20 protein-coding genes and 1 pseudogene are annotated in these 17,955 nt (G+C 35.1%); 14 read left to right on the plus strand and 7 right to left on the minus strand.

Features of this window, described 5'->3' with window-relative positions:
* Positions 1 to 2: 2 nt before the first annotated feature.
* Positions 3 to 794: a serine O-acetyltransferase gene (locus OLM61_RS15175; protein WP_264523472.1), complete on the minus strand. Its 792-nt coding sequence runs from the start codon at positions 792 to 794 to the stop codon at positions 3 to 5.
* A 190-nt stretch (positions 795 to 984) separates the two neighbouring features.
* Between OLM61_RS15175 and OLM61_RS15180 the strand changes: the two genes are divergently transcribed.
* From OLM61_RS15180 to OLM61_RS15190, 3 genes are all read left to right on the plus strand, one after another.
* The gene (locus OLM61_RS15180) at positions 985 to 1,686 is read left to right on the plus strand and encodes a DUF1003 domain-containing protein (RefSeq protein WP_264523473.1); all 702 of its coding nucleotides are present in this window, start codon (positions 985 to 987) and stop codon (positions 1,684 to 1,686) included.
* A 383-nt stretch (positions 1,687 to 2,069) separates the two neighbouring features.
* A complete protein-coding gene (locus tag OLM61_RS15185; RefSeq protein WP_017498305.1) occupies positions 2,070 to 2,255 on the plus strand; it encodes a hypothetical protein in 186 nt (61 codons plus the stop codon).
* Positions 2,245 to 2,796 (plus strand): Smr/MutS family protein, encoded by a 552-nt coding sequence (locus tag OLM61_RS15190; protein WP_264523474.1) that lies wholly within the window; start codon positions 2,245 to 2,247, stop codon positions 2,794 to 2,796. Before OLM61_RS15185 ends, OLM61_RS15190 begins: the two co-directional genes overlap by 11 nt.
* Positions 2,797 to 2,941: 145 nt before the next feature.
* Here OLM61_RS15190 and OLM61_RS15195 read toward each other — a convergent pair whose 3' ends face one another.
* The gene (locus OLM61_RS15195; RefSeq protein ID WP_264523475.1) at positions 2,942 to 3,922 is read right to left on the minus strand and encodes a hypothetical protein; all 981 of its coding nucleotides are present in this window, start codon (positions 3,920 to 3,922) and stop codon (positions 2,942 to 2,944) included.
* A gap of 87 nt (positions 3,923 to 4,009) precedes the next feature.
* Here OLM61_RS15195 and OLM61_RS15200 point away from each other — a divergent pair, with 87 nt between their 5' ends.
* The gene (locus OLM61_RS15200; protein ID WP_264523476.1) at positions 4,010 to 5,134 is read left to right on the plus strand and encodes a cysteine desulfurase family protein; all 1,125 of its coding nucleotides are present in this window, start codon (positions 4,010 to 4,012) and stop codon (positions 5,132 to 5,134) included.
* 207 nt (positions 5,135 to 5,341) lie between these two features.
* Here OLM61_RS15200 and OLM61_RS15205 read toward each other — a convergent pair.
* The 3 genes and pseudogenes from OLM61_RS15205 to glf all read right to left on the minus strand — a co-directional run bounded on the left by OLM61_RS15205 (position 5,342) and on the right by glf (position 7,772).
* Positions 5,342 to 5,901: pseudogene (locus OLM61_RS15205) on the minus strand (L-threonylcarbamoyladenylate synthase).
* A 1-nt stretch (position 5,902) separates the two neighbouring features.
* Entirely contained in the window at positions 5,903 to 6,667 is a 765-nt protein-coding gene (locus OLM61_RS15210) for a DUF4422 domain-containing protein (RefSeq protein ID WP_264523477.1), read from the minus strand.
* Entirely contained in the window at positions 6,660 to 7,772 is a 1,113-nt protein-coding gene (glf, locus tag OLM61_RS15215; protein WP_264523478.1) for a UDP-galactopyranose mutase, read from the minus strand. Before glf ends, OLM61_RS15210 begins: the two co-directional genes overlap by 8 nt.
* A 52-nt stretch (positions 7,773 to 7,824) precedes the next feature.
* Between glf and OLM61_RS15220 the strand changes: the two genes are divergently transcribed.
* Both OLM61_RS15220 and OLM61_RS15225 read left to right on the plus strand, forming a co-directional pair.
* Entirely contained in the window at positions 7,825 to 8,703 is an 879-nt protein-coding gene (locus OLM61_RS15220) for a hypothetical protein (RefSeq protein ID WP_264523479.1), read from the plus strand.
* Between the two features lie 170 nt (positions 8,704 to 8,873).
* On the plus strand, positions 8,874 to 9,641 hold the full coding sequence (locus tag OLM61_RS15225) for a Kdo domain containing protein (RefSeq protein WP_264523480.1): 768 nt from the start codon (positions 8,874 to 8,876) through the stop codon (positions 9,639 to 9,641).
* A gap of 104 nt (positions 9,642 to 9,745) precedes the next feature.
* On the opposite strand, the gene OLM61_RS15230 is transcribed toward OLM61_RS15225, so the two are convergent.
* Positions 9,746 to 10,810 (minus strand): glycosyltransferase family 9 protein, encoded by a 1,065-nt coding sequence (locus OLM61_RS15230; RefSeq protein ID WP_264523481.1) that lies wholly within the window; start codon positions 10,808 to 10,810, stop codon positions 9,746 to 9,748.
* A 126-nt stretch (positions 10,811 to 10,936) separates the two neighbouring features.
* On the opposite strand from OLM61_RS15230, the gene OLM61_RS15235 reads away from it, so the two are divergent.
* The 3 genes from OLM61_RS15235 (at position 10,937) to OLM61_RS15245 (ending at position 13,414) form a co-directional block, all read left to right on the plus strand.
* Entirely contained in the window at positions 10,937 to 11,686 is a 750-nt protein-coding gene (locus OLM61_RS15235) for a glycosyltransferase family 2 protein (RefSeq protein ID WP_264523482.1), read from the plus strand.
* Positions 11,687 to 11,880: 194 nt separating this feature from the next.
* Positions 11,881 to 12,639: a polysaccharide deacetylase family protein gene (locus tag OLM61_RS15240; RefSeq protein WP_319800526.1), complete on the plus strand. Its 759-nt coding sequence runs from the start codon at positions 11,881 to 11,883 to the stop codon at positions 12,637 to 12,639.
* Between the two features lie 7 nt (positions 12,640 to 12,646).
* Positions 12,647 to 13,414 (plus strand): glycosyltransferase family 2 protein, encoded by a 768-nt coding sequence (locus OLM61_RS15245; protein WP_264523483.1) that lies wholly within the window; start codon positions 12,647 to 12,649, stop codon positions 13,412 to 13,414.
* A 57-nt stretch (positions 13,415 to 13,471) separates the two neighbouring features.
* Here the strand turns inward: OLM61_RS15245 and OLM61_RS15250 are convergent, their stop codons facing one another.
* On the minus strand, positions 13,472 to 14,287 hold the full coding sequence (locus tag OLM61_RS15250) for a 2,3,4,5-tetrahydropyridine-2,6-dicarboxylate N-succinyltransferase (RefSeq protein ID WP_264523484.1): 816 nt from the start codon (positions 14,285 to 14,287) through the stop codon (positions 13,472 to 13,474).
* A gap of 286 nt (positions 14,288 to 14,573) precedes the next feature.
* Between OLM61_RS15250 and OLM61_RS15255 the strand changes: the two genes are divergently transcribed.
* The 5 genes from OLM61_RS15255 (at position 14,574) to OLM61_RS15275 (ending at position 17,947) form a co-directional block, all read left to right on the plus strand.
* Positions 14,574 to 15,203 carry a PAS domain-containing protein gene (locus OLM61_RS15255; protein ID WP_264523485.1) on the plus strand — a complete coding sequence of 210 codons (630 nt, stop codon included), beginning with the start codon at positions 14,574 to 14,576 and terminating at the stop codon, positions 15,201 to 15,203.
* 169 nt (positions 15,204 to 15,372) lie between these two features.
* Entirely contained in the window at positions 15,373 to 15,606 is a 234-nt protein-coding gene (locus OLM61_RS15260) for a hypothetical protein (RefSeq protein ID WP_264523486.1), read from the plus strand.
* Positions 15,596 to 15,877 (plus strand): type II toxin-antitoxin system RelE/ParE family toxin, encoded by a 282-nt coding sequence (locus tag OLM61_RS15265; RefSeq protein ID WP_264523487.1) that lies wholly within the window; start codon positions 15,596 to 15,598, stop codon positions 15,875 to 15,877. Before OLM61_RS15260 ends, OLM61_RS15265 begins: the two co-directional genes overlap by 11 nt.
* Positions 15,878 to 15,909: 32 nt before the next feature.
* Entirely contained in the window at positions 15,910 to 16,326 is a 417-nt protein-coding gene (gene ruvX / locus OLM61_RS15270) for a Holliday junction resolvase RuvX (protein WP_264523488.1), read from the plus strand.
* Between the two features lie 121 nt (positions 16,327 to 16,447).
* Complete coding sequence (locus OLM61_RS15275; protein ID WP_264523489.1) at positions 16,448 to 17,947, plus strand: malate:quinone oxidoreductase; 1,500 nt, start codon at positions 16,448 to 16,450, stop codon at positions 17,945 to 17,947.
* The last annotated feature ends 8 nt before the right edge of the window (positions 17,948 to 17,955 follow it).

A 17,955-nucleotide genomic window follows, 5' to 3' on the forward strand; every position in this document is an offset into this window, starting at 1 on the left:
TTTTATCTTTTTTCTTTTATTTTGACTTCAGTAGTAGTGGTGTTTAAAACGATCGAATCTTCTGGAATCGATTTGGTAATCCATGCATTTCCGCCTACAACGCTGTTTTTTCCAATGGTAGTTTCACCTCCCAAAATAGTAGCGTTGGCATAAATGCACACATTTGCTTCTACAGTCGGGTGTCTTTTAGCATTTTTCATTTCTTTGCTTACACTCAGGGCTCCCAAAGTAACACCCTGGTAGATTTTGACATGTTTTTTAATTACGGTAGTCTCGCCAATCACAATTCCGGTCGCGTGATCAATAAAAAATGGAGAGGCAATATCGGCTCCGGCATGAATGTCGGTTCCGGTAATACGATGGGCATACTCGCTCATTAAACGCGAAAAAAGCAATAAATCCAAAAGATACAATTCATGACTTAATCGGTAAATGGCAATCGCGTAAAAGCCGGGATAGCCCAGATAAACTTCGTCGATGCTATTAGATGCAGGGTCGTTTTCAAGGATGTATTCGGCATCATGATTTAGTTTTTCTAAAACCCCAGGCAGTTTCTCCAGAAAACGCTCCCAAATGGATTCACACAGATTTTCCGATTTTTTGCACGCCAGAACAGCGATTTCCTTAAAACGAATTTCCAGTTCTTCGATGCTTTCGTCTAAAGCTGCATTGGAATCAAAAAGGGTGTAAAAAAGCTTTTCGGTAAAATCTTCTGTTTTGGTTTTGATGCCGTAATTGATGTTAGAATGACTTTTTAAAGCTTTTATGTTTTGTATGATAGTGTCTTTTGTCACAATTGTAAAATTGAATGGATAATAAGAAACGCTAAAAGTAAGGTGTTTTTTGTAAATAAAGGCACGAATTATATAAAGAAATTTTCTTTTGAGAACTGTATTTGTGATAAATAAAAGAAATGCAAATGCTGGTGTTTTATGCAATTCTTAAGGAGTTAAATGCGTAAATTAGCAAGTAAAATTTATAAAAATGAAAAACAATTCGACTTTTAAAAGCGCTATCTCTGATATTTCCTTTCCTGAAACCGATAAAATTTACGGAAAATCGATACATGATCCCATATTAGGATTGATCATTAAAGACCATCCTTCTTTTAGTGATGAGGATTGTATTGCTGTAAAAGAATTGAATGAATACCGTCAGCGATACATTTCGAACTATTTATCAACCGAAATAGGAGCGCTTTCCGATCTTGAAAGAAGTGTTATTTCCTCGCTAAAAGAAGACAAGTCGATTGTGAGTACTGTGGAAGATGAAGTGGAAACCCGAAATTTTGGGCAGAGAGTGGCGGATCAGGTGGCAGATTTTGGCGGAAGCTGGACGTTTATCATTTCGTTTCTGCTTTTCATTATAGTCTGGATTAGTGCGAATGTTTATATTTTGGTCAACAAAGGTTTTGATCCGTACCCGTTTATTTTGCTGAATTTGATCTTATCGTGTATTGCGGCATTGCAGGCTCCGGTCATTATGATGAGTCAGAATCGTCAGGAAGAGAAGGATCGAAATCGTGCCAAAAAAGATTATATGATCAATCTGAAATCGGAATTGGAGATTAGAATGATTCACGATAAAATTGACCATTTGATTATGCATCAACAACAGGAATTGATCGAAATTCAAAAAGTTCAAATCGAAATGATGAATGATATTTTGAATCAGATTAAAAAATAATTCTTACAAAATTAAGAAGAAGAGAGCTGATTCGAGATTGTAAAAGAATGAATTTTTTGGTTTAAGCGTATGGACTGTTTTGGGCAATTGAATTTATTCTTTTGCTAAAACAAGAACTTCGGTTTTTGAAAATTAAGATGCGGTAGGGTGAATGAAATGCGCTTTGGGTACTACTGAAAATTAGTGTAAAAAAGTAGGAAGAAAGCAGGTTTTAAATCTACTGGATTGTACTTGTAAAAAGAGACGGTTTTGAAGTGCTGAAAGTGTATTTGTTTTGCTGAAGTTAACGGCTTGTTTTTTTTAGAAAGAAGGAAAGTAGTTTTGGGAGGAGGGAGTTGCTATTTTAAAGTTTCATACTTTTGGACTTTCAATACTTATAAAAAATGAAAGCGTTTAAAATTTTAATAATGATTCTTGCTATTTCGGTAGCGTTATACGAGCAGGTATCAGCAGAAAAAAACATCTACATCATGGTTATTGCGATAGCGGTTTTCATGTATGGAATGATGCAGTTGAGTGCAAAAACACCAAGTAAAAATCAAGATAAAGAAGAGCAGGATGTTGACTAAAGGAGATAAGGTTTCGGTTTTAGACGAAGCCATAAATGGAACAGTAGTTTCAGTGAAAAACAATGAGGTTTTGATTGAAACTGAGGATGGATTTACGATGACATTTTTTGTCAACGAATTACTTAAAGTGCAAGATTCCAGTAATTTAATGAATTCTATTAAAAGAATTGATTTAGATGAGATTTCAAAGGAGAAAACCGAACCAAAACCAAGAAGTTTTGTCAAAGAAAAGAAGGATAAGCGCGAAATTTCAGCTCCTGAATTTGATTTGCATATCGAAAAACTGGTACCAAACAAACGCGGAATGTCTAACTACGATATTCTCACCTTACAGACAGAAACGGCAAAAAGACATATTGAATTTGCGATCAGAAATCGCATTCCGAAAATCGTTTTTATTCATGGTGTCGGCGAGGGAATTTTAAAAGCCGAACTTGACTTTTTGTTGGGCCGTTACGACGGAATCGATTTTCAGGATGCCAATTATCAAAAATATGGCTTAGGGGCTACTGAAGTTTATTTTAGACAAAATCAAAAATAAGGCCTTGTTTCGATAGTAAAATATTGAGGATAAAGCATAAAAAAACGTCCGTTTTTCTTTCTGAATTTGTAGTAAAATCAGACTTGAAAACGGACGTTTTTTTGTAGGAAATAAAGCGTCGGCAAAAAACCGCGTTTTAACTTTTTTATGGGGCAGCTACAACCTCAAGGGTTCCGTAGTTATAAGTGCTTGGTAGTTTAAAGCTGCTGTTGCCTTTTGTGAATCTCACGCCTTTAAGAACAATAGTATGGAAGTAAGTAGTTCCAACAAGTGATGTGCTTACTTCAATAATTCCACTTACATTTTGTTCGCCATTATCTGCGATCCAAACTTCGTTTACCGAAGGAGTACTTGGTAGTGGTGAAGAGCAAAAATAATTCTGATCCAACGAACCGTTGTTATAAGTACGCACAAAAACCCTGTTTGTAGTGGCATTGATTAAGCCTCTTTTAGGCTGATTTGTGGGAGTAACTACCTTTTCAAGTAAAGCGGTATCGATATTGTCAATGGTTAAAGCAGTTGAGGCGCTAAAGTTAAACAGCTGCTTTGTAGTAGGACATTGTCTGACAACACCTAAGAAAGTTGTAGTAGGAGAAGCGTAAGTGGTTTTGAACACTCCGAAAGAGTATTCGGCCTCTACCTGTGGTCCTGAAGGTTTTAGGAAAGTAATGTTCTGGAAAACTAGACTGTGGTTGTAGCCTGTAATTTTAGAACTTCCATCAGGATTGTCTGCTACTTCTGCAGTACTGATATCTATGATTTTTCCGGCTGTAGCCTGCCATTCCTCCGTTACGCTTGGTGTTGTTGGAGGGATCGCACCACAGATATTTGCAGTACCAACCAAACCATTATAGGCTCTGTATACTACACGGGTTGTGGTGTTGTTGATGTCGAAAGATAAGGGTTTGCCTGGTGCTGTTGCATCGTTTACAAGAGTGTTTTCAGGAAACTGAATCATTAAAGATTCTTGTTTTTTAAGTTTGTATATAAGATTATTTGTTGTGGTATTACAGGTCTGAGCTGTAATAGTTGGGTCACTAAAATCAATTGTATCTACTGTTAGATCTCCATCATCGCAGCCGTTTAATAAAAGCGCAAAGAAGAGAAGGCTTGCATATTTTTTCATCGTAATTTTATTTGAGGTCAAAAATAGTGAAAAATTTGGCAAATGATATTCAACATTTGACAATTGATATTTCATAACTTTGCAGCAATGAAAAAAGTATACCTCGATAACGCCTCTACAACCGCCATGCGTCCTGAAGTAATTCAGGAAATGACAAAAGTAATGACAGAAGATTTTGGTAATCCGTCTTCTACACACAGTTTCGGAAGAAATGGAAGGACCATTTTGGAGCTCTCCAGAAAAAGTATTGCCAAGCACTTAAATTGTACCGCACAGGAGATTATTTTTACTTCTGGAGGTACTGAAGCCGATAATTGGATTCTTCGTTCTGCAATCGAAGATCTTAAGGTCGAACGCATCATTACAACCAGAATCGAACATCATGCGGTGCTGCATACCGCAATGGTTTTAGAATCGGAGTACAAGGTTCAGGTTGATTATGTGAATATCAACCCTGATGGGAGTATCGATGTAACGCATTTATCAAATTTATTAGCCGAAGAGAAAAAGACAATTGTTAGTCTGATGCACATAAACAATGAAACCGGGACTGTTTTAGATCTGGATAGAGTTGGTGTCATCTGTAAGCAATACAATGCTTTGTTTCATTCGGATACCGTTCAGTCTGTTGGAAAAACAGAGATCGATTTGCAAAAAATCCCTGTTGATTTTATTGTGGCAAGTGCACATAAATTTCACGGTCCAAAAGGAGTGGGGTTTGCCTTTGTTCGAAAAAACTCCGGATTACAGCCTTTAATTTTTGGCGGAGAGCAGGAAAAAGGACTTCGTGCGGGTACAGAAGCGGTGCATCAGATTGCCGGAATGGCAAAAGCACTGTCGCTTTCGTACGAGAATTTAGATCAGGAAAGAAGTTATATCACTGATTTGAAAATGTATTTGATTGATCAGCTCGAAATTCATTTCCCGGGTTTCAGAATCAATGGCAAAAAAGAGGATTTTTATAACATCATCAACATTATCTTGCCTTTTTCGGCCGATAAAACGTCCATGTTGCTGTTTAGTCTGGATATGAAAGGAATTGCAGTTTCAAGAGGTAGTGCCTGCCAGTCCGGGAGCGTGAAACCATCGCATGTTTTGAAAGAAATGCTTTCGGAGACTGATTTAAAATTACCAAATCTCCGAATTTCATTTAGTCATTTCAATACCAAAGAAGATATTGACTGGTTGATTGAGAGTTTAAAAGGAGTTTAGAGGTGCTGAGATACTAAGGAGCTAAGGTTCTGAGGTTTTATAGTTGCAAAGGTTCAAAGGTTCAAAGCTGCAAAGGTACAAAGGGTTGTATTGCGATTGTTGTAGTGAAACCTGAAACTATTTACTCACGAGTCGCTATTTTTTTTGCATTTAGCGAATCAAAAATCAGCAATCTAAAGTCTACAATCTACAATCTACAATCTAAAATTACTTACGAATCACTTTTACCTGTGAATCCTTTGTTAGTTTTATGATGGTGGAAGGTTTTCCGGCAATTTTATCGTGATATAGGTTTACAACATAATCTACGCCTTTTACAATCTCGGGATTGATATCTTTAAAGGCAATAGGAGTAGGCTGTCCTGAAATATTGGCCGAAGTAGACACCAACGGCTTCTTCATTCGTTCTAGTAATTTGAAACAGAATGGCTCTTTTACCAAGCGTACCGCAAGCGAATTGTCTGCTGCGATAATGTTTGGAGCAACATTACGCGGTTCGTCTAATATTAAAGTAGTTGGTTTTTCGGATAAATCTAAAATTTGCCAAGCTACTTCAGGGATGTCTTTAAATACATTGTACATCATTTTTTCCCGTTCATCAATACAATCATGCTTTGTGTTTCAGCACGTTGTTTGAGTTTGTATATTTTGGCAACAGCCTCCGGATTTGTTGCGTCGCAGCCAATTCCCCATACCGTATCCGTAGGGTAGAGAATGATTCCGCCTTCTTTTATGACTTCGTACGCTTTGGTTATTTCTTCGTTCATATTACAAGTCAATTATTTTGTATGATGGGACTCCTTTTATTTTGAAGTTATGGTGATACATATAAAGATTGATTAATCTTTCGGATATAAAACCAAAAATTCGTGCCTGATAAGCATCTTCCGGAATTGTAATTCGGGATTCCAGTTCAAATAGTATGGAAAAAAGCCAGGTGTAGTAAGCATCAAATTTTTCTTTTGAACTAACCATCATATTTCCCATATGAAACAGAGTTCCTTCATCAAGAAACTGAGTAATGCTGTTTTTGTATTCCGGGTATTTTTCCAGAATGATCTGTTTGGTTAAATCCCAGTCCTCTTTTCTGTGTTCTTCAACATAATTTTGGGTCAAAGATCCTTTTTTGAACTTATAAGGACGGCATAGAATTACATCATACTCTGAAAGAATAGAGGCTATTTTTTTCTCCAGTTTTTCAGAAGATACGTTGTACAGTTTAGTATTTTTGAAATCTTCGTTTTTGATTTTTTTCTGTGCCGAAGGTTTTAAATTGTACCAGTCGTTGTAAAAGTTAAGATATCTTCTGTAATGACAAATCCCTACATAGTCTGCTTCTTTTTCATTTTTCCAAATCCAGTAAGCAGCGGTTAGTTCACAATAATTACTGTTTTTGTTTCCAATATTGTCCTGTGTGTTATCTCTCAGGATAGTAGCAGTGATTGGTTCGTTTGTTCCAACCTGAATTGGAACGAGAATATCATTGGATAATACCGGGTTTTCTTTATGAGTTACGATAAAAATCTTAATCATTTGTCAATTCTGTTTTAGATCGTTTTAAAGCTATGGCGATGATCTGGTGCATGTCGTAATACTTGTATTCAGATAATCTTCCTCCAAATATTACATTCGTTTGTTCTAACGACAACTTTTTGTATTCTTCAAACAGTGTTTGGTTTTTAGCATCGTTTATCGGGTAAAATGCTTCATTAGAAGGATTCCATTCACAAGGATATTCTTTTGTGATAACCGTTTTCTTCTGTTTGCCAAATTCAAAATGTTTGTGCTCGATTATTCGGGTAAAAGGGTAGCTGGCATCGTTGTAATTAATAACCGCATTTCCTTGAAAATTGTCGGTGTCAAGTGTTTCGTTTTCAAAACGCAGCGATCTGTATTCAAGAACACCTAACTTATAATCAAAATATTCGTCAATTTTTCCGGTGTAGACAATTTTATCTGCAAGTCCGTCAAATCTTGCTCTGTCTGAGAAATAATTGGTATTGGTTATTACTTCAATTCCGTCTAATAACTTTTCGATAAGTTTATTATAACCACCAATTGGGATTCCCTGATAGGTGTCGTTAAAGTAATTGTTGTCAAAAGTAAATCGAACCGGAAGTCTTTTTATGATAAAAGCAGGTAATTCAGTAGCTTTTCTTCCCCACTGTTTTTCGGTATATTCCTTTATGAAATTATCATAGATATCTTTTCCAACAAGACTTAGGGCTTGTTCTTCCAGATTTTGAGGATTTTTTACACCATAAGCGGCTACTTGTTCATCAATTTTTGCTTTGGCTTCCTGAGGAGTTTTGGTTCCCCAAAGCTGATAAAAAGTATTCATGTTAAAAGGCAAATTGTACATTTTACCTTTAGAAAGTGACATTGGGGAATTTGTAAAATTGTTGAATTCAACAAATTGATTCACATAATCCCATATCGCTTTATCGTTGGTATGAAATATATGTGCGCCGTATTTGTGAACATTAATTCCCTCGATATTTTCGCAATATACATTTCCTCCTATGTGTTCTCTTTTGTCAATTACCAGGCATTTTTTTCCTGCTTTTGTGGCTTCATGAGCGAACACACTACCGTAGAGTCCTGATCCAATTATTAAATAGTCATATTGCTTTTTCATGATGCAAAAGTAGAGATTAATTAGTAAATTGCAACAAATTACAAAAGTAAAAATGACAGGAAAAATACAAGTAGGCTATCTGGTTTCGTATGATTATGAATTGTTAAAAACGTCACTTCCAACGGTGTATAATGAGGCAGATGCGGTTTTTATCGCCATTGATAAAAATAGAAATACTTGGAATGGCGGAAGCTTTACGATCGACGACTCTTTTTTTGAGTGGATTAAGACCTTTGATGTCGATAAGAAAGTAGTGGTTTACGAGGATGATTTTTATGTTCCGACGCTGACAACAATGGAATGTGAAATTAGAGAGCGAAAAATGCTTGCCGAAAAAATGGGAATCGGAAATTGGATTGTCCAGGTGGATTGCGACGAGTATTTTGTTGATTTTAAAAAGTTCGTTTCAGATCTAAGACGATACGATTCTTATTTGATTAATCCCGAGAAAAATCCAATACAAATTTGTGCTTTTTGGGTGATGCTTTATAAGTATACCGATAAAGGAATTTTGTATGTAGATAAACCGTTAAAAGCAATTTTTGCTACCAATTATCCTAATTATAAAAGCGGACGCAGAATTAAAGAACGTCAGATTTATACCAACAACATTGTTTTGCATGAATCGTTGTCAAGAACCGAAGAGGACTTGCGTTTTAAGCTTGACAATTGGGGACACAATGTAGATGTAGATAAAGGGTTTTTGGACAAATGGCTCGTTGTGAATGAAAATAATTACAAAGACTATAAGGATTTTTACTATTTGCAGCCTAAAAGATGGAAGAAACTGGGATTCTTTTCAACCAAAAGTATTCCTCAGATAAAAGAGATTATTGAAAAGGAAAAAAGATTGAACGTACCTAAGTTTACGCTTTATTTTAAGAATTTCGGACAGTGGTTGAAATACTCTCTAAAAAAGAAAAAGGCATAGGTTAAAAAGCAAATTTAATCTCAGAATAATTGATTTTTCTTAATTATAAGATTAATTTTGCCTGCTTGCATTTCGCGGGCAGTCGGGCGGAAAATAAGCTGCTTTTGGCCGTTCAGGTTGGAATAAGTCCTTTTGGAAACCGGTACTAATTAATATCAAAGATATATTTAATGATCTCAAAATTTAAATTTTCAACAGCAGTAAAAAGCTCCAGGGATATACTGTCTTTTATTAAAAACTTTAAGACTTCAGGCGAGTTGTTTGGAAATGGAGATCGCAATGTGATTAAACTGTTTGATCTTGATGGAAAAACAATCAACATCAAATCGTTCAAAATTCCGAATTTAATTAATAAAGTAGCTTATCGTTATTTTAGAAAATCAAAGGCAAGACGTTCGTATGAATATGCTACAATTTTATTGGAAAAAGGTATTGGGACTCCACAGCCAATGGCATTTTTAGAGAACTTTAATTTTGTTGGTTTGAGAGACAGTTATTATGCGAGTGAGCATTTGGTAACTGATTTAACCTACAGAGAACTTGTAGAAATTCCCGATTACCCGGATCATGATAACATTCTGAGACAATTTACCCGATTTAGCTTTGAGCTTCACGAAAAGGGGATAGAATTTTTAGATCATTCCCCGGGAAATACTTTGATTAAAAAGAAGCCGGACGGAAATTATGAATTCTTTTTAGTCGATTTAAACAGAATGGAATTTCACGAGTCCATGTCTTTTGAGATGCGAATGAAAAACTTGTGCCGTCTGACTCCCTTAAAAGAAATGGTGGCGGTTATGAGTAATGAGTATGCCAAGTTTTATAAAGAATCAGAACAAAAAACATTTGATACTTTATGGAAATACACAGCTGATTTTCAGGAGCAATTTTACAGAAAAAAGCGTTTGAAAAAGAAACTTAAGTTCTGGAAGAAGTAATTCGGGAAAGCTCTTTATAACGGAGAAAAAATACTATTTAAAATTACAAAGAGGACAGAAAATCATCATTAAACAAGATGATTTTCTGTCCTTTTTTTTGTTTATTAATTCTTGTACTCCTGAAAATAAGTGGCTAGTTTTTCAAGCATTAGATCCAGGGGGTACTCGTCGTAGTACTGTAAAGTATGTTCTTTTATGTATTGTTCAGTATGCTGTTGGTATATTTCCGGCTTTAAATCTTTTAAGTGAATGGAGAAATTTTTGGCTTCATTTTCAAATATCTGCCAGGTTTCTTTTCTGACAGAGGGTGTGAAGATTGAGAAAGTTGGAACCTCAAGGGCTTTGGCCATGTTTACGGCTCCGCCTTCATTTCCAATTAACATTTCACATTGCGAAAGTAGCGCCAGAAAAGGTCTTAGTTCGGTGCAATACAAATCAAAAACAATGTGTTTTTTGGTTTCGGCACTGCAATGGTTGTAGACTTCGAGGGCCTGTTCTTTCTGATCCGGAATATAATTGAAAATAATAGTAGCATTGGTTTTGGCAACAGTAAAATTGATTATTTTAGCCATCCCTTCCAACGGATAAGTTTTGTAAACTTCGCTTCCTAAAATTCCAAACATAATTAATGGTTTTTCGCTATCAACCTTATAGCTTTTCAAAAGGTTTTTGGCGTCATTAATTTCAGATTCTTTCAGGAATATCTTTGGTTTTACATCTGTAATCTTTTCAGAAATAAACGGTTTTAAAAGCATTAAACGATTTTCAATGGCCAGTCCGTGTTCAGATTCCACAGCATCTAAGCGTTTGTAGTTGTAGTTGTAGAATATTTGGCTGTACCATTTGTGATACGAAACCTTATATTTTGCTCCCGAAAATAAGGTAATTAAATTCGTTTCCAGCTTAGAGTACACGTCTATAACGGCATCGTATTTATTACGTCGGATTTGAAAAATAAACTTAAACAGAGAAAGAGTTGATTTTCTAACCTTATTCGTCAAAGGAATAATGTTGTCAATATTCTTGTTTTCTTTTAGTACATCGACAGAATTTGGGTAACACATATAATCGATAACCGAATCCGGGTATTTGCTTTTTAGGTTGTTACAGATTATCGTACTTGTTAATACATCTCCAATTCTTTTTTGCTGAATGACTAATATTCTCATTTATCTAAAATTCAATTTGTGTGCTAAATTACTAATAAAATTATGAAGTGTGCAAACGCACGATTAAGATACAGTAACTAAAATAAAAAGCTGTATTTTTGCAAAAAACAAAATTACCCCCTCCAAATGCAAATTAGCGGTCTTATTATTACTTTCAATGAAGAAAAAAACATTGGTAAATGCATCGATGCTTTACTTAGAGTTTGTGATGAAGTGATCATAGTGGATTCATTTAGCAAGGATCGTACGGTAGAAATTGCGAAAGAAAAAGGCGCAATAGTTATCGAACAGGCCTTTTTAGGCGATGGTCCTCAACGTACACATGGTTTACCTTATTGCAAAAATGACTGGATTTTAAATCTCGATGCCGATGAATTTCTGGATCAGGATGCCGAGAAATTTATTGTAGAACAAAAGTATCTTGAAGGAAACTACGATGCTTTTAGTTTTAGAGTAAAAAACTTTCTGGCAGATAAACTCATCGATTTTTCGGGCTGGTATCCTGATCATAAAGTGCGTTTTTTCAACAAACAAACGGCACATCCTTCTGATTCAAAAGTGCATCAGAAAATAATAACTCAAAATGAGAAAAAAGTAGCGGTACACATCTTACACTACGGTTGGGATTCTCTGGATCAGATCATTGCGAAGAAAAACCAATACTCGGGCTGGCACGCACAACAATTGTTTGATCAGGGGAGAAGAATAAATGTCTTCAAGCCAATTACAAACGGAGCTGTTGCCTTTATTAGGTGTTATTTTTTTAAGAAAGGGATCTTTAATGGTCTGGACGGCTTGACGATCGCAATGATTCAGAGCTTCTTTTCTTATATCAAATATGCCAAGCTTTTAAAACTTCAGAAGAAGTTAAAATAAATGTTTTATTACATTTTATAAAATGCACTAAATAGAGACTTATTTAGTGCATTTTTTATTGTAGGACGTTTCCTTAATTGTGACCGTTTAACGGATATTTTATACATCTTGTCGTAAATAATGGTTGAATTTGATCTCCTCGTAAAAGAGGTTTTTTTTCTCTTTCTTTTTTTTTGCTTAAATCTAGTTTTTTTGTGAAATATAATACTATTAATTATAGCTTTGTCAAAAAAAGAGAGATGTCAAAGCTGCCAGTTTTAATGTATCATAATGTCGTTGTAGAGGAAGCGAAGTCTTTAAATTTGAGTGTGTCGGTATCTAAGTTAGAATCTCAGTTTAGATTTTTACAGGAGAACAATTACACCACATTTCATTTTAAGGATTTAGAAGGTTTAAAAGAGTTACCTCAAAAAAGTATCATCATTACTTTTGATGATGTTACCGAATGTCAGCTTCTGTATGCCGTGCCTTTGCTTGAAAAGTACCAATTAAAAGCCTCTTTTTTTATACCGTTTTCTTTTGTTGGAAATTATGACTACTGGATTGAGGGAAAAGAAAAAATCATGAGTGTCGAGCAGTTAAAAGGCTTAGATACTACCTTGATTGAGCTGGGCTATCATTCTTTTGAACATAGAAAGTACAGTTCGTTAGCTGAAGAAGAGTTAGAAGCTGATTTTAACAGGTCTAATAAATTTATACAGGAGAATCACTTAGATATAAAACCAGTCTTGGCTTACCCTTTTGGGAATTATGCGAAGAAGAAGGAGGAGTTTGCTGTTTTCGAGAAAATCATGCGCAAAAATGGCATAAAATATGGTTTGCGAATAGGGAACAGAGTGAATAAATTCCCTTTTAAAGATAACTATTTGGTAAAAAGGATTGACATAAAGGGGGAAGATAGTTTATTTAAATTTAAACTAAAATTGAAAATAGGTAAGCTTAAATTATTTTGAAAACAGTATGAAAATTAGTGGACTTGTAATAACGTACAATGAGGAGAAGAACATAGGTAAATGTATTGATGCGCTGTTTAGAATTTGTGACGAAGTAATTGTTGTAGACTCTTTCAGTAAAGACAATACCGTTAAAATTGCGGAAGAAAAAGGAGCTAAAGTAATTCTGCAGTGCTTTTTAGGTGACGGACCTCAAAGAATTCACGGTCTCTCTTATTGTAAAAATGATTGGATTTTAAATCTGGATGCCGATGAGATTTTGGCTGAAGATGCTGAGAAATTTATATTGTCAGGAAAATATGAAAATCAGGATTATGATGTCTATGCTTTTTGTTTGTACAATTATTTAGGGGATAAGCTGATAAATTTTGCCGGTTGGTACCCAGATAAAACTTCACGATTTTTTAACAAACAAACAGCTTCTCCGTCAAAAGATTTCGTACACCAGAAGGTTTCAGGAAATAAAAAAACATGTGTGAAAGTTCATATTAACCATTATGCCTGGGAGAATTTGGATCAGTTTATTGCTAAGAAAAACCTGTATTCGACCTGGCATGCTCAACAACTTTTTGACCGGAATAAAAGGGTCAACAGTTTTAAGCCTGTATTGAATGGTACAGTATCCTTTTTCAGATGTTATTTTTTTAAGAAAGGATTTTTAAACGGGTTGGATGGTCTTACGTTTTCGATGATTCAGGGGGCTTCTTCTTATATGAAATATGCTAAGCTTTTAAAACTGCAGGAAAAACATAAAAAAATAAAAGGAATAGAATAAAAAAAACGGAATGAGCTTTTTCTCATTCCGTTTTTTTATTATTTATAAGACTGTCAATTAAACCGCAACATCGTATTCGCGAAGCGCATTGTTTAAAGATGTTTTCAAATCTGTTGATGGCTTACGCGTACCGATAATCAAAGCACACGGAACCTGAAACTCACCAGCAGCGAATTTTTTAGTATAACTTCCAGGAATCACAACCGAACGGGCAGGAACAAAACCTTTCATTTCAACAGGTTCGTCACCAGTCACATCGATAATTTTTGTTGAAGCAGTTAAGCAAACATTCGCACCAAGAACAGCTTCTTTACCAACGTGAACACCTTCTACTACAATACAACGAGAACCGATAAAGGCACCGTCTTCGATAATAACCGGAGAAGCCTGAAGCGGCTCTAATACACCACCGATTCCAACACCACCACTTAAGTGAACGTTTTTACCAATTTGTGCGCAGCTACCTACAGTCGCCCAAGTGTCAACCATTGTACCTTCGTCAACATAAGCACCAATATTTACATAACTTGGCATCAAAATTACACCGCTCGAAATATAAGCTCCATAACGTGCTACAGCATTAGGTACTACACGAATTCCTTTTTCAGCATAACCTGTTTTTAGCAACATTTTATCGTGATATTCAAAAATACCTGATTCCCATGTTTCCATTTTCTGAATTGGGAAATACATTACTACCGCTTTCTTAACCCATTCGTTTACCTGCCACTTGTCACCAACCGGTTCAGCGCAACGTAATTTTCCTGCGTCAATCAATGCAATAACCTCTCTGATAGCGTCAGTTGTGGTTGTTTCTTGTAATAAAGCTCTGTTTTCCCAAGCTTGTTCTATTATAGTCTGTAAAGAATTCATAAGTTTTAATTTTTGGCAAAGATAAGGTATTTGCGGAAAAGCAGAAAAGTAAAACCCTTGTAAAATGTTACAGGTATAACTTTTTGTTTGTAATTTGATAAATAAGTCAGCTGTCCTAAAAATGTAAGAATGACATAGATTTATTAACGTTTTTTTAAAATAGAAAAACATGATAAATATCAGATTTTAGACTTTTCATTCTCTTTAATTTCGCGGTATAATTCCCGAAAGATTGGGGGGAACTACAAAATACCATTCCAAAAACAAATTATTAAATTAGTAAGAAATGAATCAAGAAAATCAAGTTCAGAACCGTGTCGCGGTTGTCGATAAAGAGGTCACGTGGGATAAAACACAGGTGATTATGAGTAAAACAAATGCCTTTGGGATTATTGAATATGCCAACGAAGTATTTGTAGATGTATGTGGTTACGAAGATTATGAATTAATGGGGCAACCACACAATATAATTCGTCATCCGGATATGCCAAGGGTTATTTTTAAAGTGCTTTGGGAAAATCTTAAAAGCGGAAAGAATTTCCATGCGATTGTAAAAAACTTAGCCAAATCAGGACGTTATTACTGGGTAATTACCGATTTTGAAATTGCAAAAGACGAGAACGGTGTTATTGTAAATTATTTTGGAAGACGACAAGCGGTTCCTCAGGAAGTTATTGCGCTGCACATCGAACCATTGTATAAAAAATTACTGCAAATTGAAGCAGCAAGCGGTATGGAGTTTAGTGAGAAGTACCTTATTGGGTTTCTGGAAGAAAAGAAAAGAACTTATGTTGAATATATTAAAGAGTTAATATACGAACATGAGAAATCGCAGGCAAAGTTTGCGCAGTATGAAGTACAGGACAATGATGAAGAGGAGGAAAGAGGTTTTTTTAGGAGATTGTTCAATAGATAGAGTTATTTTTTTTAGGTTTTGAATATTTGGGGAAAATCCGTTTTGAGCTTTCAAAACGGATTTTTTAAATTTAATTTGGAAGAGGGAATGAATTGCTTTTTTGAGGTACGTTAAATTATAAAAACATCAATTCAAAAAGCTTTATATTTGTATTGTAAATGAAAGTATTATGGAAGCAATTAGATTAGAGTTTCAACCGGAAATAAAAGAGAGAATATTAAAATTGTTAAGTTCGTTTTCTTCAGAAGAGCTTAAAATAATTCCGGAAGATTCAGGATTTGAAGAGGATAAGAGGAAATTGAGAGAGAGAGCTGAAAAAATTGCAAACGGAACAGCACAATACAGTACGTTTGAAGAATTAGATGTTTTACTTGAAGAGACTATTAAAAAATATGAAAGTTAATTTAACGATTGAGTTTAATTATGATTTGAATGATATAGTGCATTTTATTTCAAAAGATAAACCAATTGCAGCAAGAAATTTTAAAAATGAATTAGTAAAAAAGCTGAAGAAGGATTTGGTAAATCCTTTTCATTTTAAAAAATCTATATATTTTGATGATGAAAATTTTAGAGATTATGTTTTTAAAGGATACACTACAATCGTAAAAATTGATTCTAAGAATGAAATTGTTCATGTTATTGGTATTTTAAAGCATCGAGCACTATTTTAAATTAAGTTTGCAATAAAATAAAATAAAATAAAATGCCAAGAATTCTTTCCATAGACTACGGACAAAAACGTACCGGAATTGCGGTTACCGATGAAATGCAAATTATTGCTTCAGGTTTAACCACAATCCCGACCAATACCCTGATTGATTTTCTGAAAGATTATTTTGCAAAAGAAAAAGTTGAAGCCGTCTTAATTGGAGAGCCAAAGCAAATGAATGGTCAGCCATCAGAAAGTGCTTCGATAATTAAAGGATTTGTTACCCACTTCTCAAACATTTTCCCCGATATGAAAGTGGTTCGTGTAGACGAACGTTTTACATCCAAAATGGCATTTCAAACCATGATTGATAGCGGACTTAGTAAAAAGCAGCGTCAGAACAAAGGTTTAATCGATGAAATTTCGGCTACTATCATGCTTCAGGACTACCTTTCGGCAAAACGTTTTTAAATTTTTTCATACTCAGTCTTCAGACCTTTTATTTTTTAGAAAAACATAACTTTTATCATGCAATTTTAGTTTTTTTTTGCAATTATAAAAAGTACCTTTGCACTTTTAAAACAATACTGTTATGTCTAACGAAACAATACGTTCTAATAGTGAAGTAGTACTGATTGGAGCGGGAATTATGAGTGCCACTCTTGGAGTAATTTTGAAAGAATTACAACCGGATATAAAAATTGAAATTTACGAAAGATTAGATGTTGCTGCTGCCGAAAGTTCAGATGCCTGGAATAATGCAGGAACAGGACACTCAGCCTTCTGTGAACTAAATTACACTCCCGAAAAGGCTGACGGAAGTATTGATCCAAAAAAAGCAATAAGTATAGCAGAATCTTTTGAGATCTCACGCCAATTCTGGTCTTATTTGGTAGAAGAGAAAAAGATACCATCTCCTGATAATTTTATAAAAAGCGTTCCTCATATGAGTTTTGTATGGGGCGAAAAAAATGTGGAATATCTTAAAAAGAGATTTGAAGCATTACAGAGCAATCCGATTTTTTCTCAAATGGAATTTAGTTCTGATTTTGAGCAATTAAAGAAATGGATGCCGCTTGTGATGGAAGGCAGAGAAGCTAATGAAAAATTGGCTGCTACTCATATGGAAATAGGTACCGATGTGAATTTTGGAGCCTTAACCAGAAGCATGTTTAATTATTTAGCGACGCTTGACGGTGTTTCTTTGCATTTTAATCATGAAGTTAAAAAATTAAAACAGCGTGAAGATAAATCATGGCGTATTAAAATTACCGATCTTGCTACTGGTAATGTGAGAAAAGCCTATACCCAATTTGTATTTATTGGAGCTGGGGGAGGTTCGTTGCCTTTATTGGAAAAAGCAAATGTTCCGGAAGGAAATGGATACGGAGGTTTTCCGGTGAGCGGACAATGGTTAAAATGTACCAATCCGGAGGTAATTGCTAAACATCAGGCAAAAGTTTACGGAAAAGCAAGTGTTGGAGCACCTCCAATGTCTGTGCCACATATCGATACCCGTGTAATTGATGGCGAAAAAGCATTGCTTTTTGGTCCGTTTGCAGGATTTTCAACTCGTTTCTTAAAAAATGGTTCTTACTTAGACTTACCATTATCTATAAAACCGAACAATTTAATCCCAATGTTGTCTGCAGGATACCACAACATCCCTTTGACAAAATATTTGATTGAGCAGGTTCGTCAGTCTCCAAAAGACAGAATGAAAGCCTTACGCGAATATTTGCCTACAGCACGTTCTAAAGACTGGAAATTAGAAAGAGCCGGACAACGCGTTCAGGTGATTAAAAAAGATGAAAAAGAAGGTGGAGTTTTGGAGTTTGGAACAGAAGTAATCAATACACATGACGGAAGTCTTGCCGTATTGCTGGGAGCTTCTCCAGGAGCTTCAACTGCCGTTGGTATTATGGTGGATCTGATCAGCAGATGTTTTACCAATCAGGTGAAAACACCGGAATGGCAGGCAAAGATGAAAAATATGATTCCTTCATACGGTCAGACTTTAAATGACAAACCGGAGCTTTTAGCAGAACTTAGAAAACACACCTCTGAAGTTTTAAAACTAAAAAATAATTAAGTTCAGAT

The organism is Flavobacterium sp. N502536 (assembly GCF_025947345.1).
Classification (GTDB): Bacteria; Bacteroidota; Bacteroidia; order Flavobacteriales; family Flavobacteriaceae; genus Flavobacterium.